Annotated in this window: 30 protein-coding genes; 1 reads left to right on the top strand and 29 read right to left on the bottom strand. The window is 59.0% G+C overall.

All coding sequences use genetic code 11. The features are described from left to right. Positions 1-240: 240 nt before the first annotated feature. From rplO to ACIOTL_RS05665, 11 genes are all read right to left on the bottom strand, one after another. Positions 241-693, bottom strand: coding sequence for a 50S ribosomal protein L15 (rplO, locus tag ACIOTL_RS05715; RefSeq protein WP_105657652.1), 453 nt, complete (start codon positions 691-693; stop codon positions 241-243). Positions 694-695: 2 nt separating this feature from the next. Then, positions 696-902: a 50S ribosomal protein L30 gene (gene rpmD / locus ACIOTL_RS05710; protein WP_073705901.1), complete on the bottom strand. Its 207-nt coding sequence runs from the start codon at positions 900-902 to the stop codon at positions 696-698. Positions 903-905: 3 nt separating this feature from the next. Continuing rightward, entirely contained in the window at positions 906-1,583 is a 678-nt protein-coding gene (gene rpsE, locus ACIOTL_RS05705) for a 30S ribosomal protein S5 (protein ID WP_181148849.1), read from the bottom strand. Between the two features lie 29 nt (positions 1,584-1,612). Beyond that, positions 1,613-1,984 carry a 50S ribosomal protein L18 gene (gene rplR / locus ACIOTL_RS05700; protein WP_105657654.1) on the bottom strand — a complete coding sequence of 124 codons (372 nt, stop codon included), beginning with the start codon at positions 1,982-1,984 and terminating at the stop codon, positions 1,613-1,615. 2 nt (positions 1,985-1,986) lie between these two features. Continuing rightward, complete coding sequence (gene rplF / locus ACIOTL_RS05695; protein WP_105657655.1) at positions 1,987-2,523, bottom strand: 50S ribosomal protein L6; 537 nt, start codon at positions 2,521-2,523, stop codon at positions 1,987-1,989. Between the two features lie 20 nt (positions 2,524-2,543). Further along, on the bottom strand, positions 2,544-2,942 hold the full coding sequence (gene rpsH, locus ACIOTL_RS05690) for a 30S ribosomal protein S8 (protein WP_013349671.1): 399 nt from the start codon (positions 2,940-2,942) through the stop codon (positions 2,544-2,546). A gap of 57 nt (positions 2,943-2,999) precedes the next feature. Further along, positions 3,000-3,569 (bottom strand): 50S ribosomal protein L5, encoded by a 570-nt coding sequence (gene rplE, locus ACIOTL_RS05685; protein ID WP_038992189.1) that lies wholly within the window; start codon positions 3,567-3,569, stop codon positions 3,000-3,002. After that, positions 3,569-3,913, bottom strand: a complete 345-nt coding sequence (rplX, locus tag ACIOTL_RS05680) for a 50S ribosomal protein L24 (protein ID WP_013349673.1) — start codon at positions 3,911-3,913, stop codon at positions 3,569-3,571. The genes rplE and rplX overlap by 1 nt, the downstream gene beginning before the upstream one ends. Before the next feature lie 2 nt (positions 3,914-3,915). After that, positions 3,916-4,287, bottom strand: coding sequence for a 50S ribosomal protein L14 (gene rplN / locus ACIOTL_RS05675; RefSeq protein WP_013349674.1), 372 nt, complete (start codon positions 4,285-4,287; stop codon positions 3,916-3,918). Positions 4,288-4,799: 512 nt separating this feature from the next. Further along, entirely contained in the window at positions 4,800-5,717 is a 918-nt protein-coding gene (locus tag ACIOTL_RS05670) for an endonuclease/exonuclease/phosphatase family protein (protein ID WP_400342062.1), read from the bottom strand. Positions 5,718-5,862: 145 nt separating this feature from the next. Beyond that, the gene (locus ACIOTL_RS05665; RefSeq protein ID WP_400342061.1) at positions 5,863-6,366 is read right to left on the bottom strand and encodes a VOC family protein; all 504 of its coding nucleotides are present in this window, start codon (positions 6,364-6,366) and stop codon (positions 5,863-5,865) included. A 72-nt stretch (positions 6,367-6,438) separates the two neighbouring features. Here ACIOTL_RS05665 and ACIOTL_RS05660 point away from each other — a divergent pair, with 72 nt between their 5' ends. Next, entirely contained in the window at positions 6,439-7,227 is a 789-nt protein-coding gene (locus tag ACIOTL_RS05660; protein WP_400342059.1) for a helix-turn-helix domain-containing protein, read from the top strand. Here ACIOTL_RS05660 and ACIOTL_RS05655 read toward each other — a convergent pair. The 18 genes from ACIOTL_RS05655 to ACIOTL_RS05570 all read right to left on the bottom strand — a co-directional run bounded on the left by ACIOTL_RS05655 (position 7,224) and on the right by ACIOTL_RS05570 (position 26,175). Continuing rightward, positions 7,224-7,643 carry a RidA family protein gene (locus tag ACIOTL_RS05655; RefSeq protein WP_400342058.1) on the bottom strand — a complete coding sequence of 140 codons (420 nt, stop codon included), beginning with the start codon at positions 7,641-7,643 and terminating at the stop codon, positions 7,224-7,226. The genes ACIOTL_RS05660 and ACIOTL_RS05655 overlap by 4 nt on opposite strands. 99 nt (positions 7,644-7,742) lie before the next feature. Next, the gene (gene rpsQ, locus ACIOTL_RS05650; protein WP_105657660.1) at positions 7,743-8,030 is read right to left on the bottom strand and encodes a 30S ribosomal protein S17; all 288 of its coding nucleotides are present in this window, start codon (positions 8,028-8,030) and stop codon (positions 7,743-7,745) included. After that, positions 8,030-8,293 (bottom strand): 50S ribosomal protein L29, encoded by a 264-nt coding sequence (rpmC, locus tag ACIOTL_RS05645; RefSeq protein ID WP_105657661.1) that lies wholly within the window; start codon positions 8,291-8,293, stop codon positions 8,030-8,032. The genes rpsQ and rpmC overlap by 1 nt, the downstream gene beginning before the upstream one ends. A 2-nt stretch (positions 8,294-8,295) precedes the next feature. Then, a complete protein-coding gene (gene rplP / locus ACIOTL_RS05640; RefSeq protein ID WP_105657662.1) occupies positions 8,296-8,712 on the bottom strand; it encodes a 50S ribosomal protein L16 in 417 nt (138 codons plus the stop codon). Next, entirely contained in the window at positions 8,713-9,495 is a 783-nt protein-coding gene (gene rpsC, locus ACIOTL_RS05635) for a 30S ribosomal protein S3 (RefSeq protein WP_013349682.1), read from the bottom strand. It lies immediately after the preceding gene. Then, positions 9,496-9,861, bottom strand: a complete 366-nt coding sequence (rplV, locus tag ACIOTL_RS05630; RefSeq protein ID WP_013349683.1) for a 50S ribosomal protein L22 — start codon at positions 9,859-9,861, stop codon at positions 9,496-9,498. A gap of 59 nt (positions 9,862-9,920) precedes the next feature. Continuing rightward, positions 9,921-10,202: a 30S ribosomal protein S19 gene (gene rpsS, locus ACIOTL_RS05625; RefSeq protein WP_013349684.1), complete on the bottom strand. Its 282-nt coding sequence runs from the start codon at positions 10,200-10,202 to the stop codon at positions 9,921-9,923. Between the two features lie 12 nt (positions 10,203-10,214). Beyond that, positions 10,215-11,054, bottom strand: coding sequence for a 50S ribosomal protein L2 (rplB, locus tag ACIOTL_RS05620; protein WP_105657663.1), 840 nt, complete (start codon positions 11,052-11,054; stop codon positions 10,215-10,217). Between the two features lie 31 nt (positions 11,055-11,085). Then, positions 11,086-11,388 (bottom strand): 50S ribosomal protein L23, encoded by a 303-nt coding sequence (rplW, locus tag ACIOTL_RS05615; protein WP_013349686.1) that lies wholly within the window; start codon positions 11,386-11,388, stop codon positions 11,086-11,088. Continuing rightward, entirely contained in the window at positions 11,385-11,987 is a 603-nt protein-coding gene (rplD, locus tag ACIOTL_RS05610) for a 50S ribosomal protein L4 (protein ID WP_105657664.1), read from the bottom strand. Before rplD ends, rplW begins: the two co-directional genes overlap by 4 nt. A gap of 4 nt (positions 11,988-11,991) precedes the next feature. Then, complete coding sequence (rplC, locus tag ACIOTL_RS05605; RefSeq protein WP_013349688.1) at positions 11,992-12,642, bottom strand: 50S ribosomal protein L3; 651 nt, start codon at positions 12,640-12,642, stop codon at positions 11,992-11,994. A gap of 20 nt (positions 12,643-12,662) precedes the next feature. Further along, entirely contained in the window at positions 12,663-12,971 is a 309-nt protein-coding gene (gene rpsJ, locus ACIOTL_RS05600) for a 30S ribosomal protein S10 (RefSeq protein WP_013349689.1), read from the bottom strand. A 398-nt stretch (positions 12,972-13,369) separates the two neighbouring features. Then, positions 13,370-17,116, bottom strand: a complete 3,747-nt coding sequence (locus tag ACIOTL_RS05595; protein WP_400342056.1) for a hypothetical protein — start codon at positions 17,114-17,116, stop codon at positions 13,370-13,372. A 154-nt stretch (positions 17,117-17,270) separates the two neighbouring features. After that, entirely contained in the window at positions 17,271-18,461 is a 1,191-nt protein-coding gene (gene tuf, locus ACIOTL_RS05590) for an elongation factor Tu (protein WP_105657666.1), read from the bottom strand. Positions 18,462-18,703: 242 nt separating this feature from the next. Next, positions 18,704-20,818: an elongation factor G gene (gene fusA, locus ACIOTL_RS05585; protein WP_105657667.1), complete on the bottom strand. Its 2,115-nt coding sequence runs from the start codon at positions 20,816-20,818 to the stop codon at positions 18,704-18,706. A gap of 69 nt (positions 20,819-20,887) precedes the next feature. Next, complete coding sequence (gene rpsG / locus ACIOTL_RS05580) at positions 20,888-21,358, bottom strand: 30S ribosomal protein S7 (RefSeq protein ID WP_096256908.1); 471 nt, start codon at positions 21,356-21,358, stop codon at positions 20,888-20,890. Then, a complete protein-coding gene (gene rpsL / locus ACIOTL_RS05575) occupies positions 21,358-21,732 on the bottom strand; it encodes a 30S ribosomal protein S12 (RefSeq protein ID WP_013349694.1) in 375 nt (124 codons plus the stop codon). The genes rpsG and rpsL overlap by 1 nt, the downstream gene beginning before the upstream one ends. A gap of 552 nt (positions 21,733-22,284) precedes the next feature. Continuing rightward, on the bottom strand, positions 22,285-26,175 hold the full coding sequence (locus ACIOTL_RS05570) for a DNA-directed RNA polymerase subunit beta' (protein WP_400342055.1): 3,891 nt from the start codon (positions 26,173-26,175) through the stop codon (positions 22,285-22,287). Positions 26,176-26,194 lie beyond the last annotated feature (19 nt).

Here is a 26,194-nt window from a genome sequence, read left to right as displayed (position 1 = left end):
AGTGCTTGAGCCTGAAGAAGAGATTCTTCCCAGACCTAACGATTCTAGCGGTCTGTTAGGCAATCCTGCCAAATGCGCCACACGAAATGCACACAAATGTTTGCAGGAATGATCCTAAACCGACTAATCAGCCAAGCAATTATAAGAAATCTTAGAATGTTTCGCCGAGAGAAAAAGAAAGTCCCGGTTCACGTTGATTGCTCAACGCGAACCGGGACCATTCAAAGGCTTGACCCTGTATTAGAGGGTGTTTGCCGAGCCGCCAGCAGCAGCGATCTTCTCGGAAGCGGAAGTCGAGAAGGCGTTAACCTTCACGTCAACCTTAACCGTGATGTCGCCGGTGCCCAGCACCTTGACAGGCTGGTTCTTGCGAACGGCGCCCTTGGCAACCAGTGCCTCGACGGTGACTTCGCCACCTTCTGGGAACAGTTCCGAGATCTTGTCCAGGTTTACAACCTGGAACTCGACGCGGAATGGGTTCTTGAAGCCGCGCAGCTTTGGCAGACGCATGTGCAGCGGAAGCTGACCACCTGCGAAGCCTGCCTTCACCTGGTAACGAGCCTTGGTACCCTTGGTACCGCGACCTGCGGTCTTACCCTTGGAGCCCTCACCGCGACCCACGCGGGTCTTAGCGGTCTTGGCACCCTCAGCTGGGCGCAGGTGGTGAACCTTAAGTGCTTTTTCTTCAGCCATCTCTACTTCGCCTCCTCGACCTTCAGCAGGTGTGGGACCTTGTTGACCATGCCAACAGTCACAGGATCGGCGGTGCGAACAACGGTGTGACCGATGCGCTTCAGACCCAGCGAGCGAACAACGTCGCGCTGGCTCTGGTTTCCACCAATGATGGACTTGACCTGGGTGATTGCCAGCTTGGCATCGCTTGGAACAATGTTCTTAGCCATTGATTAAGCACCTGCCTTCTGGGCCTGGATGTGACGCAGCATTGCTGCTGGTGCAACCTCGTCCAGCGGAAGACCGCGGCGAGCTGCAACAGCTTCAGGCTCTTCCAGAGCCTTCAGTGCAGCAATGGTGCCCTGAACGATGTTGATCTGGTTCTGCGAACCCATCGACTTCGACAGGATGTCGTGGATGCCTGCGCACTCCAACACGGCGCGCACTGGGCCACCGGCGATAACACCGGTACCAGGAGCTGCTGGACGGAGCAAGACAACGCCAGCGGCGGCCTCACCCTTGACCAGGTGTGGAATGGTGGTGCCAACGCGTGGAACGCGGAAGAAGGACTTCTTGGCCTCTTCTACGCCCTTTGCGATAGCAGCAGGAACTTCCTTGGCCTTACCGTAGCCAACGCCGACCATACCGTTGCCGTCGCCAACGACCACAAGTGCGGTGAAGCTGAAGCGACGACCACCCTTGACGACCTTGGAGACGCGGTTGATAGCTACAACGCGCTCAAGGAACTTGTCCTTGTCTTCGTTGCGGCTATCCTTCTGGTCACGACCACGACCGCGGCCTTCGCCACGTCCACGGCCTTCACCACGACCGCGGCCTTCGCCGCGACGGGATCCTGCGTTCTCGGTAGCGGGAGCCGATGCAGTCTCGACTGCTTCAGTAGCTTCAGACACCTGAGTTTCCTTCTTGTTAGTTGCTTCGCTCACAGTGCCAGCCCACCTTCACGTGCGCCGTCAGCAACAGCAGCCACGCGACCGTGGTACTTGTTGCCACCGCGGTCGAAGACAACTGCTTCGATGCCAGCAGCCTTGGCGCGCTCTGCAACGAGCTCACCAATGCGCTTGGACTTTGCGGTCTTGTCGGCATCGCTTGCGCGAAGATCTGCTTCCATGGTCGATGCGCTGGCCAGGGTGATACCCTGCGAGTCGTCTACGATCTGTACGAAGATGTGACGAGCCGAGCGGTTGACAACCAGGCGTGGACGAACGGAGGTACCAACGATGTGCTTGCGCAAACGCTGATGACGACGACCGCGCTGAGCGGACTTGCTCTTGCCCTTGATTCCGATAGCCATGATTACTTACCAGCCTTTCCGACCTTGCGGCGGATGATCTCGCCAGCGTAGCGAATGCCCTTGCCCTTGTAAGGCTCGGTCTTGCGCAGCTTGCGGATGTTAGCGGCAACTTCACCGACGTGCTGCTTGTCGATACCGGCAACGGTGATCTTGTTGTTGCCCTCGACCGAGAAGGTGATGCCCTCAACGGCAGCAACCTTCACTGGGTGCGAGTAGCCCAGAGCAAGCTCCAGCTCGGCACCCTTAGCCTGTACGCGGTAACCGGTACCGTGGATTTCGAGCTTCTTCTCGTAACCATCGGTTACACCAGTGATCATGTTGCTGATCAAGGTACGGGTCAGACCGTGCAGCGAACGAGCCTCGCGGGAGTCGTTCGGGCGGCTGACGGTAACAGTGTTCTCGTCCTTGGCAACGGTGATTGGAGCCTTAACGGTGATCGAAAGTTCACCCTTAGGACCCTTGACGGCGACCAGCTGGCCGTCGACGTTCAACTCAACGTTGGCAGGTACGGAAATCGGAAGACGTCCAATACGTGACATTGTATGTTTCCCCTTTCCCGTTACCAGACGTAGGCGAGGACTTCCCCACCCACGCCCTTCTTTGCAGCCTGACGGTCAGTAAGCAGACCGGAGGAGGTGGACAGGATAGCGATACCAAGACCACCGAGCACGTGAGGCAGGTTGGTGGACTTTGCGTAAACGCGAAGACCTGGCTTGGAGATACGGCGTACGCCAGCGATCGAACGCTCGCGCGATGGGCCGTACTTCAAAGTGATAGTCAGAGTCTTGCCGACTTCTGCTGCTACTTCCTCGAACGAGGCGATGTAGCCCTGTTCCTTGAGGATGTTAGCAATGCGCACTTTCAGCTTGCTCGACGGCATCGACACAGTGTCGTGGTAAGCCGAGTTGGCGTTGCGCAGACGAGTCAGCATATCTGCGACTGGATCTGTCATAGACATGTGGGCTTCAGCCCTTCCTCGTTACGGTTTCCTTAGCGGACCTGTAACGTAGTGAGATTAGTTGTTGGTCTTGAATGGGAAGCCCAGAGCCTTAAGCAAGGCACGGCCTTCGTCATCAGTCTTGGCGGTGGTAACGACAGTGATGTCCATACCACGTACGCGGTCAACCTTGTCCACATCGATTTCATGGAACATCGACTGTTCGGTCAGACCGAAAGTGTAGTTGCCATTGCCATCGAACTGGCGGTCGCTCAAGCCGCGGAAGTCGCGGATACGAGGCAGTGCCAGGGTGATCAGGCGGTCGACGAATTCCCACATGCGATCGTTACGCAGGGTGGTGTGGGTACCGATTGGCATGCCTTCGCGCAGCTTGAACTGTGCGATCGACTTGCGGGCCTTGGTAACCACTGGCTTCTGACCGGTAATTGCGGTCAGGTCGCGTACGGCGCCTTCAATGAGCTTCGAGTCCTTGGCTGCTTCGCCAACACCCATGTTCACGACAACCTTGGTCAGGGATGGTACCTGCATTGGGTTGGCGTAGTTGAACTGCTCCTGCAGGGCAGGGCGGATGTCAGCTGCGTACTTAGCCTTCAGACGTGGCTGGATCTTGGTGGCTGCTTCAGTCATTACAGATCCTTTCCGGAAGCCTTGGCGTAACGAACGCGTACAGTCTTGGACACGCCGTTCTTTTCTACGGTTTCCTCGCGGAAGCCGACGCGGGTTGGCTTCTTGGTCTCTGGGTCAACCACTGCAACGTTGGAAACGTGCACTGGAGCCTCGACAACCTCGATGCCGCCGGTGGTCGAACCGGATTCGGTCTGACCTGCCTTGGTGTGCTTGGTGACGCGGTTAACGCCTTCGACCAGCACGCGGTTGGACTCGGTAATGACCTTCAGGACCTTGCCCTGCAAGCCACGTTCCTTGCCAGCGATGACCTGAACCAGGTCACCCTTCTTGATCTTTGCGCCCATGGTTACAGCACCTCCGGAGCCAGCGAAACGATCTTCATGAACTTCTTGTCACGAAGCTCGCGGCCCACTGGGCCGAAAATACGAGTACCACGAGGATCGGCAGCGTCACCCTTGAGGATAACTGCAGCGTTCTCGTCGAACTTGATGTAGGAACCGTCTGCACGACGGATTTCCTTCTTGGTGCGAACGACGACTGCCTTTACGACGTCGCCCTTCTTTACGTTGCCGCCAGGAATTGCATCCTTGACGGTAGCGACAATGGTGTCGCCAATGCTTGCGTAGCGACGCTTCGAGCCACCAAGAACACGAATGGTAAGGATTTCCTTAGCACCAGTGTTATCGGCAACCTTAAGTCGCGACTCCTGCTGAATCACTTCTTACTCCTGTCGTCTCGCTGGTTCTCATGAATGAGCCTTGCGGAACGGATATGGTCTCCACGATACGTATCGCTTACCCCCACTGGCGCGGGCGCACCGAATGCTGATCCCAAATGCCGGCAGGGCCGAGGCGTAAAATATCGAGGCTGCACTTGCGCGGCCAAACGGATTTGGACCGCACTGCATTATGTCGAAGGTGGATAGTCCCCGGGCATGATGCGCACAGATTCTTAAGTCTAGCCTAGAGTGGCGCGAATCCGAAATGGTGTGGTAAGAGAAAAGCGAGCGTCGTTCGTCACACCAAGGACACCGCAGATTCGCTGAATTTCGGGGTTTTGGTACTGCCATCCAGCTGGGCAACTGGTCGCTTGCGGTGGCATCAGAGTGTCATTCGAGGTAGCCCACGCGCCACAGAAGATAAAAAGCGGCTGAATCGCCAAAAGTGAAATTATTTTTCGGTCAGCCCTGGGCAGCTCCAGCATCCGGCCGTCACCGGCAGGAATCATTGCTCAGCGACGGAATTCGACCGTGGCGCTCACCGCAAGATGATCCGAGCCGTCGATGATGTGAGAAGAAGAGCCCGTGATGGACAGGCCCTTCGCCACGATATGGTCAATGCCGATCAATGGCGGGAAGCTCCGGCCGGCTGGCCAGGTCGCGCGGGGCCAGACTCCATCAGCCTGCGCATACCCGTCCCCCAGGGCACGGAATCCTGGATGGGAGCGAACGGAGTTGAAGTCGCCAGCAAGGATAACGGGATGATCCCGCTGCTGATTCGACCAGTCGATGACTGCTTCCAAGCCCTGGCTCCATCGTTGCGCATCTCCAACCGGCGGATAGACATGGATGCCGGCCACCCGCACGACCCCACCGGGTGCCTGCACATCGGCAACCGGCAAGGAGTACCAACCGGTGTCCGCTGAATCCAGATCGGTGGAGCGTTCCTGCAATGGGTACTTTGAGAAAATCACGGTATCCCGTTCTCCCCCGGCGGGTGCCTCTTGGCTCCGATAGCCAAATCCATCCAGCGCGTCCAGCCCTGCGAGTTGCTGGTGCATTGGTTCGCTGGTTTCAACAAGGACGAGAATCTGCGGATCCGTGTCCCTGATCAGTTCAGCGAGCTGCGCCGGGTTCGCTCCTGCCTTCAGGGCATTGAACGATAGGAGAACCAGCTCGGAGCTGCCGTTTCCGGTCTGGCCAGCGGGAGAGCTCCATTGCACGTTGGGCAGTGCACCGCAGAGCAGGAACACCAGCACGAACCCGCTGATGAGCCATTGCTTGCGCAGTAGCCCGATAACCAGAACCACTGCCGGGAAGAGCAACAGATATGGTTGGAATGCCTGAACCTTGGGAATCAATCCTGCACCGGGGAAACCCAGATACGGGAGAATGCCAATAGCTAGGGAAGCAACAAGAAGCGTACCCATAGGCCATCCCAGGGATGGTTTTCGGGCACGCGTCATCGTCATCATCATCCGAGCCTATTCGAAGCAGACGACAATTCCGGCAAGGACACTTCCGCCTAGGTATGATAGCGGCTCGATGCGATTGCGACTGCCATTGGCTTCTTCATCACTGCTGCGAGGCCCACTGCGCGACGCGCTGGGCGCTCTCTTCCAGCGACCGGTCTTCCACCCTGGACATGATGGACCAGCGCACACCGAAGGGATCCAGAATCGAAGCGAAGCGGTCACCCGAGACGAAGTTGCCCAGTGGTTCTCGGATACTGGAACCGGCAGCCTCGGCCCTGGCCACCACCTCATCTGCGTTTTCGCAGTAGAAACCCAAGGAATAGCAGGCATTCGGCGCAGCTGGCGGGCTGACTAGTCCGTAGGCCGGCGAAGGTTCCCCGATCTGCAAACGGCCATTGCCGAATGCAATTTCTGCATGCACGACAACGCCTCCCATTTCGGTGGAATCTACCATTGTCGCACCGAATACTTCTTCATAGAATCCCAGCGCTGCCCTTGCGTTGGGCACAGCCAAGAATGGCGTCAGACTGGTGAATCCATGAGGGACACCGGCAGTTGTATGCATTCCCGTCACACCTTGCGTGACTTCATCTTGATTTTCCATGTCCCTAGGCTAAGTCTGTGTGGCACGCTGGTTCTTGTAGATATGCGACAACCTGCACGGGTGGTAGAGGCCATGGAATCAGCACCGGATCCGCGAGGCGTTCTCTATCCTGCCCGGCTACCGGCAATCGAGCGATTCTCCCCCGGTCCAGGACTGCAGGAATTGGTCTCCTGGTTTTGGCTAGTGGATTGGAACATCGCGCCCGGACGTACCTCACGGCAAGAACTCCTGCCCTTTCCGCAAATGAATCTGGTCATTGAGCCAGAAGGCGTTACGCTATCCGGCCCGGCCAGCGGCGCTTCGCACCGCGACCTGTCCGGGAGCAGTTGGGCAGTCTCCGCCTTGTTGCGCCCAGCGGCTGCGCAGGCTCTCAATGTGTCCCCCGCAGAGTTGCTGGACCAGGAAATCCAGTTCAGCGCACCTGGGCTGCTGGCCTCGATAACAAGGGTGAAGGCTCAACCCGGCCACGGGAACTCCGGTTCGGCCTGTGCCGAGCTCTTCGGTTCGTGGCTCACCGCTCACCTTCCAGCAGCCACAAGTTCTGGCCTCCAAGCTAATAAGCTGCTCGACACCGTCGCAGCGGAGCGCGGAATCGTAAGGGTCTCCCAACTGGCCCATCGCTTGTCGCTCAGTACACGCAGTCTGCAACGGATTTCGGAAAGGTATTTGGGACTGGCTCCGCTGGCGGTGATTCGGCGGTACCGTTTGCAAGAGGCTGCTCATCGGCTGCGCGCAGACACTGCAGTTTCTATCGCTGGCATCGCAGCGGAAATGGGGTATGCGGATCAAGCCCATCTAGCGGCAGACTTCCGCAAAGTCTTGGGCTACTCCCCTGATACCTATCGAAAGGGCCGGACCTAGTCTGGCAGTACCGCCGCCACGGCACTGATTTCAACCAGCGCACCTGGCACACCGAGCTTCGCGACGAAGGCTGCAGACACAAGGGGTGGTTCAGTGGCTGCCAACTGTTCGCCTATGGCTCCATAGACGCTGATGACGTCGGTTCCTTCCACCAGCAGCACGTTCCACTGCACAACATCCTGGAATCCCGCGCTGGCCGCCGCCAGTGCGAGCTTGGCGTTTCCCAGTGCCCTGGTCGCCTGCGTTGCGGCATCCCCGGCTCCGATCAGCTGCCCTGTGCCGTCTACAGCGTTCTGCCCGCCAACATAGATAGTCGTGGCACCCGGCGGGACGATGGCTACGTGGCTGAAAACTGGGGAGTTGACAAGGCCAGCGGGACGCAGTTTCCTGATCTGTTCCATAGTCCAGTGTGGCATTTTATTCACTGCTTTTTAAGACAGAAATGCCCCGAACTCTTCTTGCGAAGTGTTCGGGGCATTCTTCAATCACGAGATCCGTGAAATCGAAGCGAAAGCTTACTTAGCCTTCTCCACGATCTCAACGAGACGCCAGCGCTTGTCAGCAGACAGCGGGCGGGTCTCAGCGATGACAACCAAGTCGCCGATGCCGGCGTCGTTGTTCTCGTCGTGAGCCTTCACGTTCTTGTTGCGACGCATGACCTTGCCGTAAAGGGCGTGCTTAACACGGTCCTCAACGTCTACGACGATGGTCTTCTGCATCTTGTCAGATACCACGTAACCACGGAGGGTCTTGCGGTCGTTACGCTCGGTAGCGTTATCCACACCGTTCTCCTTCTCGCTCATTACTTGGAATCCTTCTTGGTTTCTTCAACCGGAACAACGACATCCTGACGAATGCCCAGCTCGCGCTCGCGCAGCACAGTGTAAATGCGTGCAATATCGCGCTTGATGGTCTTCAGGTTCCCGTGGGAATCCAGCTGGCCGGTAGCCGACTGGAAACGCAGGTTGAACAGTTCTGCCTTGGCCTTCTTCAATTCCTCGTTCAAACGAGCGGTATCGAAGCCGTCCAGGGACTCAATGCTAAGGTCTTTCGAGCCGATAGACATCCCTATTCACCACCTTCACGACGCACGATGCGTGCCTTCATTGGCAGCTTGTGGATTGCAAGACGCAATGCCTCTTTAGCTACCTCTTCACTGACGCCACCGAGTTCAAACATGACTCGTCCTGGCTTTACGTTGGCGACCCACCACTCCGGCGAACCCTTACCGGAACCCATGCGGGTTTCGGCAGGCTTCTTGGTAAGCGGACGGTCTGGGTAGATGTTGATCCAGACCTTACCGCCACGCTTGATGTAACGGGTCATGGCGATACGAGCGGCTTCGATCTGACGGTTAGTCACGTAAGCCGGGGTCAACGCCTGGATGCCGTACTCACCGAAAGCAACGGTGGTACCGCCCTTGGCAGCACCCGAACGCTTTGGGTGGTGCTGCTTGCGGAACTTCACACGACGTGGGATAAGCATTTAAGCCTGTCCTCCTTCCGCAGCCGGAGCTGCAGCGCCCTTGCGATCGTTACGACGACGGCGTTCGCCGCCACGTGGACGGTCGTTGCCGCCACCGCGGCCGCCACGAGCTGGAGCAGCAGCCTGCTGTGCAGCCAGTTCCTTGGCAGTTACGTCACCCTTGTAGATCCAGACCTTCACGCCGATACGGCCGAAGGTGGTCTTGGCTTCGAACTTGCCGAAGTCGATGTTCGCGCGCAGGGTGTGCAGTGGCACACGGCCTTCGCGGTAGAACTCCTTGCGGGACATTTCTGCGCCGCCAAGTCGACCGGAGCACTGAACGCGGATGCCCTTGGCACCAGCGCGCATTGCCGACTGCATTGCCTTCTTCATCGCACGGCGGAAAGCCACGCGGGAAGCAAGCTGCTCGGCGATGCCCTGGGCGACCAGCATGGCCTCCATGTCAGGGTTCTTGACCTCGAGGATGTTCAGCTGAACCTGCTTCTTGGTGAGCTTTTCCAGCTCGCCACGAATACGGTCAGCTTCTGCGCCGCGACGACCAATGACGATACCTGGACGTGCAGTGTGGATATCCACACGTACGCGGTCACGGGTACGCTCGATCTCGACGCGGGCGATGCCAGCGCGATCCATGCCGTTAGACAGCAGGGCGCGGATCTGGACATCTTCCTTCACGTAGTCAGCGTAACGCTGGCCTGGCTTGCTGGAATCAGCGAACCAGTGGGAAACGTGATCGGTGGTGATGCCGAGACGGAAACCGTTCGGGTTAATCTTCTGTCCCATTTAGTTCTCCCCACCCTTCTGCGTGGTTGAAACAACCACAGTCACGTGGCTGGTGCGCTTCTTGATCTGGAATGCGCGACCCTGTGCACGCGGCTGGAACCGCTTCATGGTCGGACCTTCGTCAACAAACGCTTCGCTGATAAACAGCTCGTCCTCATTGAATGCTTCACCTGCGCGGTCCGCGGCGGCACGGGCGTTAGCCACTGCCGATGCGACAACCTTGTATACCGGCTCCGAAGCTGCCTGTGGGGCAAACTTCAAGATGGCCAGTGCTTCGTTGGTCTGCAGACCACGAACAAGGTTGACGACGCGCCGGGCCTTCATAGGCGTTACGCGGATGTGACGCGCAATTGCCTTGGCTTCCATTGCTATCCTTCTCTCGTCTATCGAAGAAGTGCTAAGCGATACTAGTACCCTTGCGGGGCCTAGCGGCGCTTGCCCTTCTTGTCGTCCTTCACGTGGCCACGGAACGTACGGGTTGGGGCAAACTCTCCGAGCTTGTGTCCAACCATCGATTCGGTTACGAACACAGGAATGTGCTTGCGACCGTCGTGTACGGCGATGGTGTGTCCCAGCATGTCCGGGATGATCATCGAACGGCGGGACCACGTCTTGATGACGTTCTTGGTGCCCTTATCGTTTTCAGCAACGACCTTTAGGAACAGGTGCTGATCGACGAAGGGGCCTTTCTTCAGGCTGCGTGGCATGTTTCCAGGCTCCTATCGCTTGTTCTTGCCGGTCTTGCGGCGACGCACAATGAGCTTGTCGCTTTCCTTGTTTGGACGACGGGTGCGTCCCTCACGCTTACCGTTAGGGTTGACCGGGTGACGACCACCGGAGGTCTTGCCCTCACCGCCACCATGTGGGTGGTCAACTGGGTTCATGACAACACCGCGAACGGTTGGGCGTACGCCCTTCCAGCGCATACGGCCGGCCTTGCCCCAGTTGATGTTGATCTGCTCAGCGTTGCCAACTTCGCCGATGGTTGCGCGGCAGCGCACATCAACGTTGCGGATTTCACCCGAAGGCAAACGCAGCTGGGCGTAGCGGCCCTCACGGGCTACCAGCTGGATCGATGCACCAGCGGAACGAGCCATCTTAGCGCCGCCGCCTGGGCGAAGCTCAACAGCGTGAATCACGGTACCAACCGGGATGTTACGCAGTGGCAGGTTGTTGCCTGGCTTGATGTCGGCGCTTGCGCCGGCCTCAATTGGGTCACCCTGCTTGAGGTTGTTCGGTGCGATGATGTAGCGCTTGGTGCCGTCCACGTAGTGGAGCAGTGCGATACGAGCGGTACGGTTCGGGTCGTACTCGATGTGAGCGACCTTTGCCGGAACGCCGTCCTTGTCGTGACGACGGAAGTCGATAACACGGTAGGCGCGCTTGTGTCCGCCACCCTTGTGACGGGTGGTGATCTTACCGGTGTTGTTACGGCCGCCTGACTTGGTCAGGGGACGAACCAACGACTTTTCCGGAGTCGATCGGGTGATTTCTGCGAAGTCGGCTACCGACGAGCCGCGAAGGCCCGGGGTAGTCGGCTTGTACTTACGAATTCCCATTATTAATATTCCTCGTTAAAGTGGTCTCCGCTTAGGAAAGCGGACCGCCGAAGATGTCAATCGAGCCGTCCTTCAAGGTGATGATGGCGCGCTTGGTGCTCTTGCGCGATCCCCACCCGAAGCGGGTGCGCTTGCGCTTACCAGCTCGGTTGATGGTGTTTACGGAGTCAACCTTGACGTTGAAGATCGCTTCAACGGCGTACTTGATTTCCGACTTGTTGGAGCTTGGTGCCACCTCGAAGGTGTACTGACCTTGATCGATCAGACCGTAGCTCTTTTCCGATACGACAGGTGCGATGACCACGTCGTGTGGAGCCTTTGAGAACGCGCTCACTTGGCTTCCTCCTTCTGGACCAGGGCATCGAAGGCAGCCTTGGTGAAGACTACGTCATCCGAAACCAGAACATCGTAGGTGTTCAGCTGGTCGACGTACAGAACGTGCACATTGACGAGGTTGCGAACCGAAAGGGCTGCAACATCGTTGGCGCGATCGATGACGACAAGCAGGTTCTTGCGCTCGGTGAGCGAACGCAAGGTAGCCAGAGCATCCTTGGTCGAAGGCGTTTCGCCAGCAACCAAGTTCTCAATCACGTGAACGCGATCGAAGCGTGCGCGATCAGACAGGGCGCCGCGCAGTGCAGCAGCCTTCATCTTCTTCGGGGTACGCTGCGAGTAATCACGTGGGGTTGGACCGTGGACAATGCCACCGCCGGTCATGTGCGGAGCACGGATCGAACCCTGACGGGCGCGGCCGGTACCCTTCTGCTTGAACGGCTTGCGACCTGCACCCGAAACCTCGGAGCGGTCCTTGGTCTTGTGGGTACCCTGGCGGGCAGCAGCAAGCTGTGCAACGACAACCTGGTGCAGCAGCGGGACGTTGGTCTGTACGTCGAAGATCTCTGCAGGCAGTTCGACGTTAAGTGCCTTAGTCATTTACTTATGCTCCCTTCACGGCGTTGCGTACGAGAACGACGCGGCCGCGGGCGCCTGGAACGGCACCCTTGATCAGCAGGAGGTTCTTCTCAGCGTCGATAGCGTGAATGGTCAGGTTCTGAGTGGTAACACGCTCAGCACCCATGCGACCAGCCATCTTCTGTCCACGGAAAACGCGACCTGGGGTCGATGCGCCGCCGATGGAACCTGGCTTACGGTGGTTCTTGTGAGCACCGTGCGATGCGCCAACACCGTGGAAGTTGTGACGCTTCATAACGCCGGCGAAGCCCTTACCCTTCGAGGTGCCTACGACGTCGACCTTCTGGCCGGCTTCGAAGACCTCTACGGAAAGTTCCTGGCCTGCGGTGTACTCGGCAGCGTCTGCAGTGCGCAGTTCTACCAAGTGGCGACGTGGGGTGACGCCAGCAGCCTCGAAGTGACCAGCCAGTGGCTTGGTGACCTTGCGAGGATCGATCTGGCCGTAGCCGATCTGAACTGCGGTGTAGCCATCGCGCTCTTCGTTGATGAGCTTGGTGACAACGTTGCTATCAGCCTGCACGACGGTGACAGGGATCAGGTTGTTGTTCGAATCCCAAACCTGGGTCATGCCGAGCTTCGTGCCCAGCAGGCCCTTGAAATTACGGGTTGCGGTCATAGTTTTCTCGCCACCTCCCCTTAAAGCTTGATTTCGATGTTGACATCCGCTGGCAGGTCGAGACGCATCAGCGAATCAACAGCCTTCGGGGTCGGATCAACGATGTCGATCAGACGCTTGTGCGTGCGCATTTCGAAGTGCTCACGGCTGTCCTTGTACTTGTGTGGCGAACGGATAACGCAGTACACGTTCTTCTCCGTTGGCAGCGGCACTGGGCCGACTACGGTTGCGCCTGCGCGCGTGACCGTCTCAACGATCTTCCGGGCCGAAACGTCAATGACCTCGTGGTCATACGACTTCAGCCGGATGCGGATTTTCTGTCCCGCCATGGCGTCATGCCTCTTTCTGTTAGCACTATCTAAAGTTTCTGTGCCTATATACGGGTCCTTGCAGACCGGCACGCCTTGCTCTGCGGCTGAATCCGGATCAGATCCGGGTTCCTCACCCGCAGGAGGCTCCGACCCCCGCGCTCGGGCGTGTCGTGAAATTTTCAGTCACAACACTCCCACAAAGTTTTCACTTTATCGAAGGGCCTTATAGTTTGAAGCAGTCGTATCGATCCCGAACCCCAGGCATTATCCTGCGTGAGAGTCGATCCCGGTCGTTCAAACCAGACCGGTCACCCCATAAATGGGGACCGGGTTGCATTGAAGCAACTTATCTAGTCTGACAGGTCGGCAACGATCGCGCAAATCTTTTATGCCTATCCGCGCCCGTGATCTTGACCTCACACCTCGCGTGGCCCGTCCTGCCCGGACGGCTCCTGCCCCGCGGGGATCGGTGGATCAACAGGGTTTTGCGGCCTCACGGGCAGCGAATTCTGCTTGTCGACCTTCACCAGCTTGAAGACCGCGGCCGCAATCAGCCCCAAGCCAATGACCACCAGCCAGAGGAATGCCAAATCGCGCAGGAACCACAAGACGGACAAGGTGATAGCCGCCGCACCCCACCAAATGAACAACCGCTCCCCCAGCTTCAAGCCCCAGGCCACCAATCCACCGAAGAAGACCAGGCCGATCGCCTGCGCAACACCATTGGATTGGACCAGTGCGGCGAGCAAGGCCAGGCTGCCGGCCACTGAGGCGGCCAGCAGGTATGCCCTCTCCAATCGCGCGTTGGCCCTGATATTGCGCCACGCGACCAGCACTACTGCAACAATGCAGGCGTAGGCCGCCAAATTGCTGGCCCGTGGTGTGCCAAGGATCTGGGCATAGCTGCCCAGCGCCAGCACCGCGCCCAGGAGGATGAAGACGTCCACCGCGTAGGGCACCAGCCGCCGCGGAAGTTCAAAGAGCCGCACCAGCACCGCAACGCCGAAGACCAGCAGCGCTCCGCCGGCCACCTGCCAAATCGCTCCGCCATCCAGATGGGCGATGCCACCGGCCAGCAAGAGGGCCAGGAGCATTGCCGCGAAATACAAGCGCGAGGCGCTGCCGGGCGGATCGGCATGGAGGTAGCCGAATTCCGGATAGCCGGGAATGGGGTCCTTCATTCGCCCATGGAAGATTGCCAGCAGGTACAGCGCGAGGCCCGCGCCAACCAGCGCCCATGCGGCATCCATCGGTGCTAGCACCACTGCCCCACCGGCTTGCCGCACCTCGAAGACTGCACGCAGGATAGCGACGCACAGCATGATGGCGGCACCGGCCGCGTACCAGGCGCTCTTGCGCGTGTGCACCAGCAGGATGAAGCCGAGGGCCAGCAGCAGGTGCGCACCCACTGCCCACCACGACCCCGCCTGCCATGCGGCGGCCCACGCCGCCGGAAGGAAGATGGCCAGGCCCAGGGCTATCGAGTACGACTTGTTGGCGCGCAACCGCCATTCAAGCACGAGTGCGGCCAGGCTCAGGGTCAGCAGCATGGCGCAAGCAACCTGGGAACTCCACCACGTAGAGCGGACCCATCCGGTCGCATCTTCCATGGCCAGTGCAGGAATGCTGATCAGCAGGATCAGTGCCAGGATCGGGGCAAATAGATAGAGCTGGCGCTTGGCCGCCGTCAAGCTGGTCTCGGCCTTGAACGCGGTCAGCCCGTGCAGCCCGAAGAACAAGCAGGCCAAGAGGACCGCTCCCCGATCCATGCCGCCCGCGAACTGCCCGTAGGCCAGCGTCGCCAGTGGAATGCCAGCCAGCAGTCCCACCGCCATCCAGTGCAATTCCCTGCGCAGCGCTTTGCCGTCGCGGATGCTGGCCAGCAAGCGGAGCAGCTGCGGGACGGCTATCGAAACCAGCAGCAGGCAGAACCGGCCGTGGATGTCGAATTCCATGCTGTAGGCAATCCACCACACCATGGAGCTGAAGAGCACTTGGGCCAACGCTGCATAGAGGATCTTCCACCGCGTATTAGTGCTGCGGCGCAGGCTCCAGATGAAATAGCCCAAGGTTGCCGCCCCGATGAGGATTGCCAGCGGCCAGATCTCCTTGCCGAAGCTGAGCGCATAAAGCCCCATCATCAGGCAGGCCGCAACGACGTTGATCGGCTGTTCCAGCGCGGGGCGCTGTGCAGGAATATCGCGAAGCCGTCGACCCGAGGCAATGACCAGGCCAACTGCGAGCACAAGGCCAGTGATGAACCACGCCAGCCCGCCGATGCCCAGGAACACCACGGTGCTTTCGCTGGCGTAGGAATAGTCGCCAGCGGTTGACAGCAGGCGCAGGCTGAAGAGCAGCACCACGCCAAGTAAACCCGAAGCGCCCACACGTCCCAGCCGGTGCCCCTGCACCATGCCGGAATCCAGCACGGCACGGCTCGCCAGATTCGCCGCCCACAAGATGAACAGCACGAAGAGCACCGCAATCAACGGGGCTGAGCCGTCAGGATTTCCGTAGTCCCCAGCCGTGAGCTCATCAAGCGCAGCACCGAGCACGCCTGCGCCAACCAGGGTAAGGACCCAGCGCGCATGGAGCGTCATTTCCCTGCGCAGGTTCCGGGCGTTGCGCTGAGCCAGCGAAAGCCCGAGCAGAGCCAGGGCGAATACCACCAGCGGGCGCCAACTGTGGTTCTGCATATCGACCAGCGCCACCAGGGGAAGAACCGCGATGACTCCAACTTCCAGCTTGGCGCTGCGCAGCAAGCCGGGAATGCCCAGCGCCATGAAGATGGGAACCGCGATGTAGCAGAGCACGAAGGCCTCGAAGCCCTGCGCGTAGAGAAACGCGCCGATCACCGAAGTCACCGCTAAGCACCACAGCACCGCACGTTCACTTTGCAGGTGCCTGCGCGCCAATCCCAGCCTCTGCTGGTAGCCGGTGGAGCAGAGCAATACCGCTACGGCTTGGAGCCCGAAGGCGAAGGCGAGCACCAGCCAGCTGCTCGTTGCGGAGAAACCGAGGTAGTTGCAGCCGGCCACGAGCATCGCCATGAAAGCAGCGCGGGCAGCGTAGGTGCGCAGCAGCCGCAGGTTGGGCAGCAGCCTGACGCTGAGCAGCAACTGGGCGGTGAGCAACGCGAAGATCCAGAACAAATCCCGGCTGGCGAGCATCTCCAAGAGGATCACCGACAACGCAAAGACAAACGCAGGCAGCAGCTGCGCGGTGCCGTGCAGGGCCCGGAAGAAGATTGAGTGGCGGATCCTTTCGCTGCGTACCGCCAAGAGCATCAGCGCAATAGAGAGCACCAGCAGGATCAGCATGTAGTACAGGACGCCACGCTGCATCGCGGCCGCGCCGGCCATGGCGGTGCTGACCAGAATCAGCACGGCAACCCACGCCAGAACACGGGACTTGAACGTCAGTGTTGCGTAGCCTACGGCTAATGTGCCGATGGCTGAGAAAACCAGCCAGGTCGCCGGGCCGGATATGTTCACCGTGCTGTAGGTAGCGATGGCGCACAGCGGCAACAAAGCCAGCCCGGTGCCGGCAAAGGCGGCTCCTGCCGGACGCAAGGACGGTTTCACTGCGAAGGTGACCAGGCCTCCGCCGTAGAAAGAGGCAGACAGCAGGAACAAGGCGATGAGCTTTGACAGTGGCGGAAGCGCGAAGCTCAGGAAGAGTGCGCCGGCGGCAACGATCATCAGGGCCGCGACGTACAGCGTGATGTTGATGTTGCGCAGTTCGCGCTCGCGTTTGGTGAGCACCTTGATTGGCTTAACCGGTGCAGCAGGCTGGAGGGTGGCCGTGGGGAGCGGCGCGCGGTACGCGGGGGCAGCACCGGCCGCCGCTGGCTGGAGGTATGGCTGGCTGGGAGGTGCCATCGATGCGGCCGGCGCTGCATCTTTGCGGCTTGCAGGCTGCGCTTCGAGCGGCTGTGCGGGGACCCCCGGCGCTTGGGCAGCAGCCGGTGCCGAGGCACCCGGCGGCCCGGGTTGCCCCAGGTACTTCACTGCCTCGTCGTAGCCTTGCTGCCACGCTTCGCCCAGCGCATCAAGCTGCTGCTGGCTTTGCGATTTATCCCGACTCCCCTGGCGCCGGCCCAGGCCGAAGGCCAATAGGACCAAGATGATAGAAACGATGATCCAGCCCATCATTGATGCCACTCCCCCACTTAGCGAATTGTCGCGCCCTCCAATTAGACCACCTTCTAGATATATTCACTAGCTGGGGCTCGTATTTAACGAAAAAAATCCCCCGGCACAAAAGTGCTGGGGGATTCTTTTCAGTTCACTAGGGAACTACCTCATCAAGTAGAGACTACTTGGTGATGGTGGTTACCTTGCCCGAACCAACGGTGCGGCCGCCTTCGCGAATTGCGAAGCCGAGGCCCTCTTCCATGGCGATTGGCTGGATCAGCTCAACCGACATTTCGGTGTTGTCGCCAGGCATAACCATTTCGGTGCCCTCTGGGAGGGTGATAACGCCGGTTACGTCGGTGGTGCGGAAGTAGAACTGCGGACGGTAGTTCGAGTAGAACGGGTTGTGACGTCCGCCTTCGTCCTTCGACAGGATGTAGACGTTAGCTTCGAAGTTGGTGTGTGGGGTGATCGAGCCTGGGGCTACGATAACCTGGCCACGCTCAACATCGTCGCGCTTCAGACCGCGAAGCAGCAGACCACAGTTCTCGCCAGCCCATGCTTCGTCGAGCTGCTTGTGGAACATCTCGATACCGGTAACGGTAGTCTTCTGGATTGGGCGGATGCCAACAATCTCAACTTCCGAGTTGATAGCCAGGGTGCCACGCTCGGCGCGACCGGTAACAACGGTACCGCGGCCGGTGATGGTGAAGACGTCTTCAATTGGCATCAGGAATGGCTTGTCGCGGTCGCGAACTGGGTCTGGAATGAAGCTGTCAGCTGCATCCATCAGTTCCTCAATAGCTGCAACCCACTTTGCGTCGCCTTCCAGAGCCTTCAGGCCCGAAACGCGGATCACTGGAGCGTCATCGCCATCGAAGCCCTGCGAGGACAGAAGTTCGCGAACTTCCATCTCCACGAGCTCGAGCAGCTCTTCGTCATCAACCATGTCCGACTTGTTCAGTGCAACCATCAGGGTTGGAACACCAACCTGGCGGGCCAGCAGAACGTGCTCGCGGGTCTGAGCCATCGGGCCATCGGTAGCGGCAACAACGAGGATTGCGCCGTCCATCTGAGCAGCACCGGTGATCATGTTCTTGACATAGTCAGCGTGACCTGGAGCGTCTACGTGTGCGTAGTGGCGCTTCTCGGTCTGGTACTCGATGTGCGAGATGTTGATGGTAATACCGCGCTGGCGCTCTTCCGGTGCCGAGTCGATGTTAGCGAAGTCGCGCTGTTCGTTCAGGTCTGGGTACTTGTCAGCCAGAACCTTGGAGATTGCCGCGGTCAGAGTGGTCTTACCGTGGTCAACGTGACCGATGGTACCAATGTTGACGTGCGGCTTGTTGCGCTCGAACTTTGCCTTTGCCACAAGTTCCTCCTAGAAACATTTACAGAAGACATTCTTCGTCTGCGCGGTTCGCAAACGAACTAGAAATAGTCTACTGGGGGCTTGGATAATTTAGGAAATTCCGGTCCTCTGCGGGGCCTGCATTGTGATGCAAATCCCTCGTTGGCCGTTTGCGGTGCCGGCTCCGTTTTTCAACGGAACCGGCCCGCGATCGGCCACTTCCCCGCTAAGGGGGTCACGGCCAGGTTTTTATACCGAGACGATTACTCGCCGCGGGACTTCTGGATGATCTCGTCGGCAACTGCCTTCGGGACCTCAGAGTAGCTGTCGAAGGTCATCGAGTAAACTGCGCGACCCTGGGTCTTCGAACGCAGGTCACCAATGTAACCGAACATTTCCGACAGTGGCACACCAGCGCGGATGACCTTGACGCCAGCAGCGTCGGACATCTCGCTGATCGAACCACGACGGGAGTTCAGGTCGCCGATAACGTCGCCCATGTACTCTTCCGGGGTACGGACTTCAACAGCCATCAGCGGTTCAAGCAAAACAGGGTTAGCGCGGCGTGCGCCTTCCTTGAATACCTGCGAACCAGCGATCTTGAAGGCCATTTCCGAGGAGTCGACATCGTGGTAAGCACCATCGATGAGGGTAGCCTTGACACCGACCAGTGGGTAGCCTGCGAGGATACCGTACTGCATTGCGTCCTGGATACCAGCGTCAACGGATGGGATGTACTCACGAGGAACACGACCACCGGTCACGGCGTTCTTGAACTCGTAGGTGACGCCGTCAACAACTTCCAGAGGCTCGAACGAGACCTGGACCTTTGCGAACTGACCCGAACCACCGGTCTGCTTCTTGTGGGTGAAGTCAACCTTCTCCACAGCCTTCTTGATGGTTTCGCGGTATGCAACCTGTGGCTTGCCAACGTTTGCTTCCACACGGAATTCGCGCTTCATGCGGTCAACCAGAATGTCCAGGTGAAGCTCACCCATACCGCCAATGACGGTCTGGCCGGTGTCTTCATTCAGGGACACGGTGAAGGTTGGATCTTCCGCCGACAGCTTCTGGATAGCGGTCGACAGCTTTTCCTGGTCACCCTTGGTCTTTGGTTCGATGGCCACAGAGATCACTGGATCCGGGAAGCTCATCGATTCGAGAACGATTGGGTGGGCTGGATCACATAGGGTGTCACCGGTGGTGGTGGCCTTCAGGCCGATCACAGCGTAGATGTGACCTGCGTGGATCTCGTCTACCGGATTCTCCTTGTTGGAGTGCATCTGGAAGAGCTTGCCTACGCGTTCCTTCTTGCCCTTTGTGGAGTTCAGCAGCTGTGCGCCGGACTCTGCCTTGCCGGAGTAAACGCGGATGAAGTTCAACTGGCCGAAGAACGGGTGAGCGGCGATCTTGAACGCAAGTGCCGAGAACGGTGCGTCCTCCGAAGGCTCGCGGGTCAGCTCAACTTCTTCGTCCTTCGGATCGTGACCGATGGTGGCGCCAACGTCCAGTGGGTTCGGCAGGAAGTCGATGACTGCATCCAGCATTGGCTGAACGCCGCGGTTCTTGAAGGCCGAACCGCAGAATACTGGGTAAGCTTCCGAGTTCACGGTCAGCTTGCGGATGCCAGCCTTGAGTTCCTCAACGGAGATTTCTTCACCTTCGAGGTACTTCTCCATGAGCTCTTCGGATGCCTCAGCGACATCTTCAACCAGCTTGGCGCGGTACTCTTCAGCACGCTCAACCAAGTCGGCAGGGATTTCGCGGGTTTCGTAAGCAGCGCCCATGGTGACGTCACCCTTGGAGTCGCCTTCCCAAACGAATGCCTTCATGGACAGCAGGTCAACGACACCGGTGAACTCGGACTCGGAGCCGATTGGCAGCTGCATAACCAGCGGCTTGGCACCAAGGCGCTGGATGATGGTATCTACGGTGAAGTAGAAGTCAGCGCCCAGCTTGTCCATCTTGTTGACGAAGCAGATACGTGGAACGTCGTACTTGTCAGCCTGGCGCCAAACGGTCTCGGACTGAGGCTCAACGCCTTCCTTGCCATCGAAGACGGCAACGGCGCCATCGAGCACGCGCAGCGAGCGCTCCACCTCAACGGTGAAGTCAACGTGGCCCGGGGTGTCGATGATGTTGATCTGGTTCTTGTTCCAGAAGCAGGTAACAGCAGCGGAGGTAATGGTGATACCGCGCTCTTTTTCCTGTTCCATCCAGTCGGTGGTCGAAGCACCGTCGTGGGTTTCACCGAGCTTGTGGTTCACACCCGTGTAGAAAAGGATGCGCTCAGTAGTAGTGGTCTTACCGGCATCGATGTGAGCCATGATGCCGATATTGCGGACCTTGTTAAGGTCAGTAAGCACGTCCTGTGCCACGTTGTCTCCCTATAAGGTGAGGCCGGAATTGCTGGGCATCGGTTGATGCCCAGCTTTTCCGAGCGGTTCTTACCAGCGGTAGTGTGCGAAGGCCTTGTTGGACTCGGCCATCTTGTGAGTGTCTTCGCGACGCTTCACAGCGGCACCCAGACCGTTCGATGCGTCCAGGATCTCGTTCATCAAACGCTCGATCATGGTCTTCTCGCGGCGAGCCTTCGAGTAGCCAACCAGCCAGCGCAGAGCCAGTGCGGTTGCACGGCCTGGCTTGACCTCAACAGGAACCTGGTAGGTAGCGCCACCGACGCGGCGGGAACGAACCTCGAGGGCTGGACGGATGTTGTCCATAGCCTTCTTGAGGGTCGAAACAGCGTCGGCGCCGGACTTTGCTGCGGCACCTTCGAGTGCACCGTAAACAATGCGCTCTGCAGTGGACTTCTTGCCGTCTACGAGAACCTTGTTGATCAGCTGGGTGACCAATGGGGATTCGAAGACTGGATCAGAAACTAGTGGGCGCTTTGGCGCCGGACCCTTACGAGGCATTACTTACCATCCTTCTTTGCACCGTAGCGGGAACGAGCCTGCTTACGATCCTTCACACCCTGGGTATCCAGAGCACCACGAACAATCTTGTAGCGAACACCTGGAAGGTCCTTTACACGACCACCGCGAACGAGCACGATGGAGTGTTCCTGCAGGTTGTGTCCGACACCTGGAATGTAAGCGGTCACTTCGACGCCACCGGCAAGGCGCACACGTGCGACCTTACGCAGAGCCGAGTTTGGCTTCTTCGGGGTGGTGGTGTACACACGGGTGCACACGCCACGGCGCATTGGGTTGCCCTTAAGGGCAGGGGCCTTGGTCTTGACGACCTTAGGCGAGCGGCCCTTGCGGACCAGCTGCTGAATAGTAGGCACTTTCGTGTCCTTCCATTGTCTAAGTTCTTCGGCAACACGACGAAAACGCCTAAGCCTAGAAAAGTTTTAGCGCTTCGCAATGTAGCTAGCTGCTTGCTTTACCGCGCACTCAGAATCAAAAGTCCCTAGGCGTGCGAAAGTGTGGCATTCGTTGCGCAACCTACCCGCAACCCGGACGGAGTCCATTTTGCCACACATAAAACAATTGATCTCAGTCTAGCATTAATCCACCGAGCCACCATGTACAGTAAGCTATCTCACCGACCAGGCCACTCTTGGCCCCCGCCGCCATCGAGACGGTTTGGGTAGTGACTACGCTAACGACCCCAGCTGAACGCCATGGGACCGCCAGATGAAAAGCACCTGAATCCGCGGATGGCCGCTGCCGGCTTGCCAGCGGATCCGCTTCATGGCAAATACTAGTTCCTAAATCTCCCAGTGGATTCGTCGACTACTATTTTCACCCCGTGACGGTTAAACGCCCAATGCCTGCCCGCACAGTGTGCGGGCAGGCATTGGGTCAAACTACCTTACGGTGACAGTGCTTCCGGTTTAGCGGAAGTCCGAGCCGTGGTCGTAGTCGTCCATCGAGATGGCACGGAATTCAGGCGACAGCCCGCCTTCCAGCGCATCGTCGTACAGGCCCGAAGAGAAGGCCGAGGTGCCGGTGAACAAAGTTGCCTTTGCTTCATCGGTTGGCTCGACGTTGACCTGGGTGTAGCGATCCAGACCGGTACCGGCCGGGATCAGCTTACCGATGATCACGTTTTCCTTCAGACCGCGCAGTGGATCTTCCTTGCCTTCCATCGCAGCCTGGGTCAGGACGCGAGTGGTTTCCTGGAAGGAAGCAGCCGACAGCCACGAATCGGTGGCCAGCGATGCCTTGGTGATGCCCATCAGCTCGTCACGGCCGGCAGCTGGACGCTGGCCTTCCGAAACGGCCTTGCGGTTCGCAGCGGTGAAGCGCGAACGATCGGCCAACTCGCCTGGCAGCAAGTCGGTCTCGCCGGACTCGATGACGGTGACACGGCGCAGCATCTGGCGGACGATGACTTCCACGTGCTTATCGTGGATGCCTACACCCTGGGACTGGTACACATCCTGGACCTCGCGGACCAGGAACTTCTGTGCCTCACGTGGCCCGAGGACTCGAAGAACCTGCTTCGGATCCAAGGTACCGCTGGTGAGCTGGGTGCCGGCAACGATGCTTTCGCCCTCTTCAACCAACAGGCGAGCACGGCGCAGAACCGGGTAGGCCTGCTTCTCGTCGCCGTTGTCTGGAGTAACTACAACACGCAGCTGCTTCTCGTCGTCTTCGATCGACACGCGACCGGCAACCTCGGACATCGGAGCCACACCCTTAGGGGTACGGGCTTCGAACAGTTCCTGGATACGAGGCAGACCCTGGGTGATATCGTCAGCCGACGCTACACCACCGGTGTGGAAGGTACGCATGGTCAGCTGGGTACCAGGCTCGCCGATGGACTGCGCGGCGATAATGCCAACAGCCTCGCCGATGTCCACGGTCTTGCCGCTGGCCAGCGAACGGCCGTAGCACAGAGCACAGGTTCCAACAGCCGAGTCGCAGGTCAGCACGGAGCGAACGCGGATTTCATCCACGCCTGCAGCGTACAGCTCGTCGATCAGCACGTCGCCGACATCCGAACCGGCGGTAGCCAGCACGGTGCCTTCAGCGTTCTTGACGTCGGTAGCCAGCGTACGGGTGTACGCCGAGTTCTCCACGGTCTCGTGCTTGACGCGGATGCCGGCAGAGTTATCTGCAATGGCAACGTTCAAGCCGCGCTTGGTGCCGCAGTCCTCTTCGCGAACGATAACATCCTGCGAAACGTCCACCAGACGACGGGTCAGGTAACCCGAGTTAGCGGTCTTCAGCGCGGTATCCGCCAGGCCCTTACGGGCACCGTGGGTCGCGATGAAGTACTCCAGAACCGACAGGCCTTCACGGTAGGAAGACTTGATCGGGCGAGGAATAATTTCACCCTTAGGGTTGGACACCAGACCACGGATACCCGCGATCTGACGCAATTGCAGGTAGTTACCACGAGCCTTGGAAGTCACCATTCGGTTAATGGTGTTCAGCTCTTCCATGCCGTTCTTCATCGCCTCGGCAACCTCGTCGGTAGCCTTGGTCCAGATGTCGATCAGGTCCTGGCGGCGCTCGGTATCTGCAATCAGGCCCTTGTCGTAGGAAGCCTGGACCTTGGCGGCCTTCACCTCGTAAGGAGCCAAGATGGCTGCCTTATCCATGTTCGAGGTGATGTCCGAGATCGCCACGGTGACACCCGAGCGGGTCGACCAGTAGAAACCGGCGTCCTTCAGGTTATCCAGGGTAGCTGCGGCAATGATCTTCGGGTAGCGCTCTGCCAGATCGTTGACGATCTCCGAGAGCGCATCCTTGCCCGCTACGGTGGCTACCCATGGGTAGTCCGCAGGCAGGGTGTCGTTGAACAGCACCTGGCCAAGCGAGGTATCCAGCAATGCCGGGGTACCTGGCTCCCAGCCCTCAGGGGCTGGCTGGTCTGCGGAAGGAACGAAGTTCTCCACGCGGACCTTGATCGGTGCGTTCAGGTGCAGTTCGCCCAGATCCTTGGCCATGATGGCCTCGGATACGGTAGCGAACACGCGGCCGGCGCCCTTTTCGGTTGCACGCTTGGTGGTCAAGTGGTGCAAGCCGATGATCATATCCTGCGAAGGCTGTGCCACTGGGCGGCCATCGGAAGGCTTCAAGATGTTGTGCGAGGACAGCATCAAGATACGGGCTTCAGCCTGTGCTTCTGGGCTCAGCGGCAGGTGGACTGCCATCTGGTCACCGTCGAAGTCAGCGTTGAACGCGCCGCAAACCAATGGGTGCAGCTGCAGGGCCTTGCCTTCGATCAGCTGTGGTTCGAAGGCCTGGATACCCAAGCGGTGCAGGGTAGGTGCACGGTTGAGCAGTACCGGGTGCTCGGTGATGATCTCTTCGAGAACATCCCAAACCTGCGGGCGGTAACGCTCGACCATGCGCTTAGCCGACTTGATGTTCTGTGCGTGGTTGAGGTCAACCAGGCGCTTCATCACGAAAGGCTTGAACAGCTCCAGGGCCATCTGCTTTGGCAGACCGCACTGGTGCAGCTTCAGCTGCGGGCCGACAACGATGACCGAACGGCCCGAGTAGTCAACGCGCTTGCCCAGCAGGTTCTGGCGGAAACGACCCTGCTTGCCCTTGAGCATGTCGCTCAGGGACTTCAGCGGGCGGTTGCCTGGACCGGTCACCGGACGGCCACGACGGCCGTTATCGAACAGCGAGTCAACAGCTTCCTGCATCATGCGCTTTTCGTTGTTCACGATGATCTCTGGCGCACCGAGATCAAGCAGGCGCTTGAGGCGGTTGTTGCGGTTGATCACGCGGCGGTACAGGTCGTTCAGATCCGAGGTAGCGAAACGGCCACCGTCGAGCTGGACCATCGGGCGCAGTTCTGGCGGGATCACCGGAACGGCGTCAAGGACCATGCCCTTAGGCGAGTTGCCGTTGACAAGGAACGCGTTGACGACCTTCAGGCGCTTGAGCGCACGAGCCTTCTTCTGGCCCTTGCCGTTTTCGATGATGGTCTTCAGCTCTTCAGCTTCAGCCGCCAGATCGAAGTTCTCAAGGCGCTTCTGGATAGCTTCTGCACCCATGGAGCCTTCGAAGAACAGTCCGTACTTCTCACGCATGGTGCGGTACAGGCCTTCGTCGCCTTCGAGGTCGGCGACCTTCAGGTTCTTGAAGCGCTCCCAGACCGCACGCAGGCGCTCGGCTTCGGCCTTGGCGCGCTTGTCGATCTGCAGAACAGTCTTCTCGGCCAAGGTGCGGGCCTTGTTCAGCTCGGCATTCTTGGCGCCGTCAGCTTCCATGCGCTCCAGCTCGGCTTCCAGGTCGGCTGCAACAGCCTTCTTGTCAGCTTCCGAGTTGTTCGCAAGGTTGCGCAGTTCCAGGTCGTGCTGGGCCTGCAGGTTAGGCATTTCGGCGTGGCGGCGTGCTTCGTCGACACCGGTGATCATGTAGGCAGCGAAGTAGATGACCTTTTCGAGGTCCTTCGGAGCCAGATCGAGCAGGTAGCCCAAGCGCGATGGAACGCCCTTGAAGTACCAGATGTGGGTCACAGGAGCTGCCAGCTCGATGTGGCCCATGCGCTCACGGCGTACGTTCGCGCGGGTCACCTCGACGCCGCAACGCTCGCAGATGATGCCCTTGAAGCGCACGCGCTTGTACTTGCCGCAGTAGCATTCCCAGTCGCGGGAAGGGCCGAAGATCTTTTCGCAGAAAAGACCGTCCTTCTCCGGCTTCAGGGTGCGGTAGTTAATGGTTTCCGGCTTCTTGACCTCGCCGTAGCTCCATCCACGGATTTCATCCGCGGTGGCAAGGTTGATTCGCATGAGGCCGAATGAGGAATCGCTGGACATATGGTCCTTTTCTCTCTTC

This window comes from Glutamicibacter sp. NPDC087673 (genome assembly GCF_044743255.1).
Classification (GTDB): Bacteria; Actinomycetota; Actinomycetes; order Actinomycetales; family Micrococcaceae; genus Glutamicibacter.
This window is presented reverse-complemented; position numbering and strand designations above follow the sequence as displayed.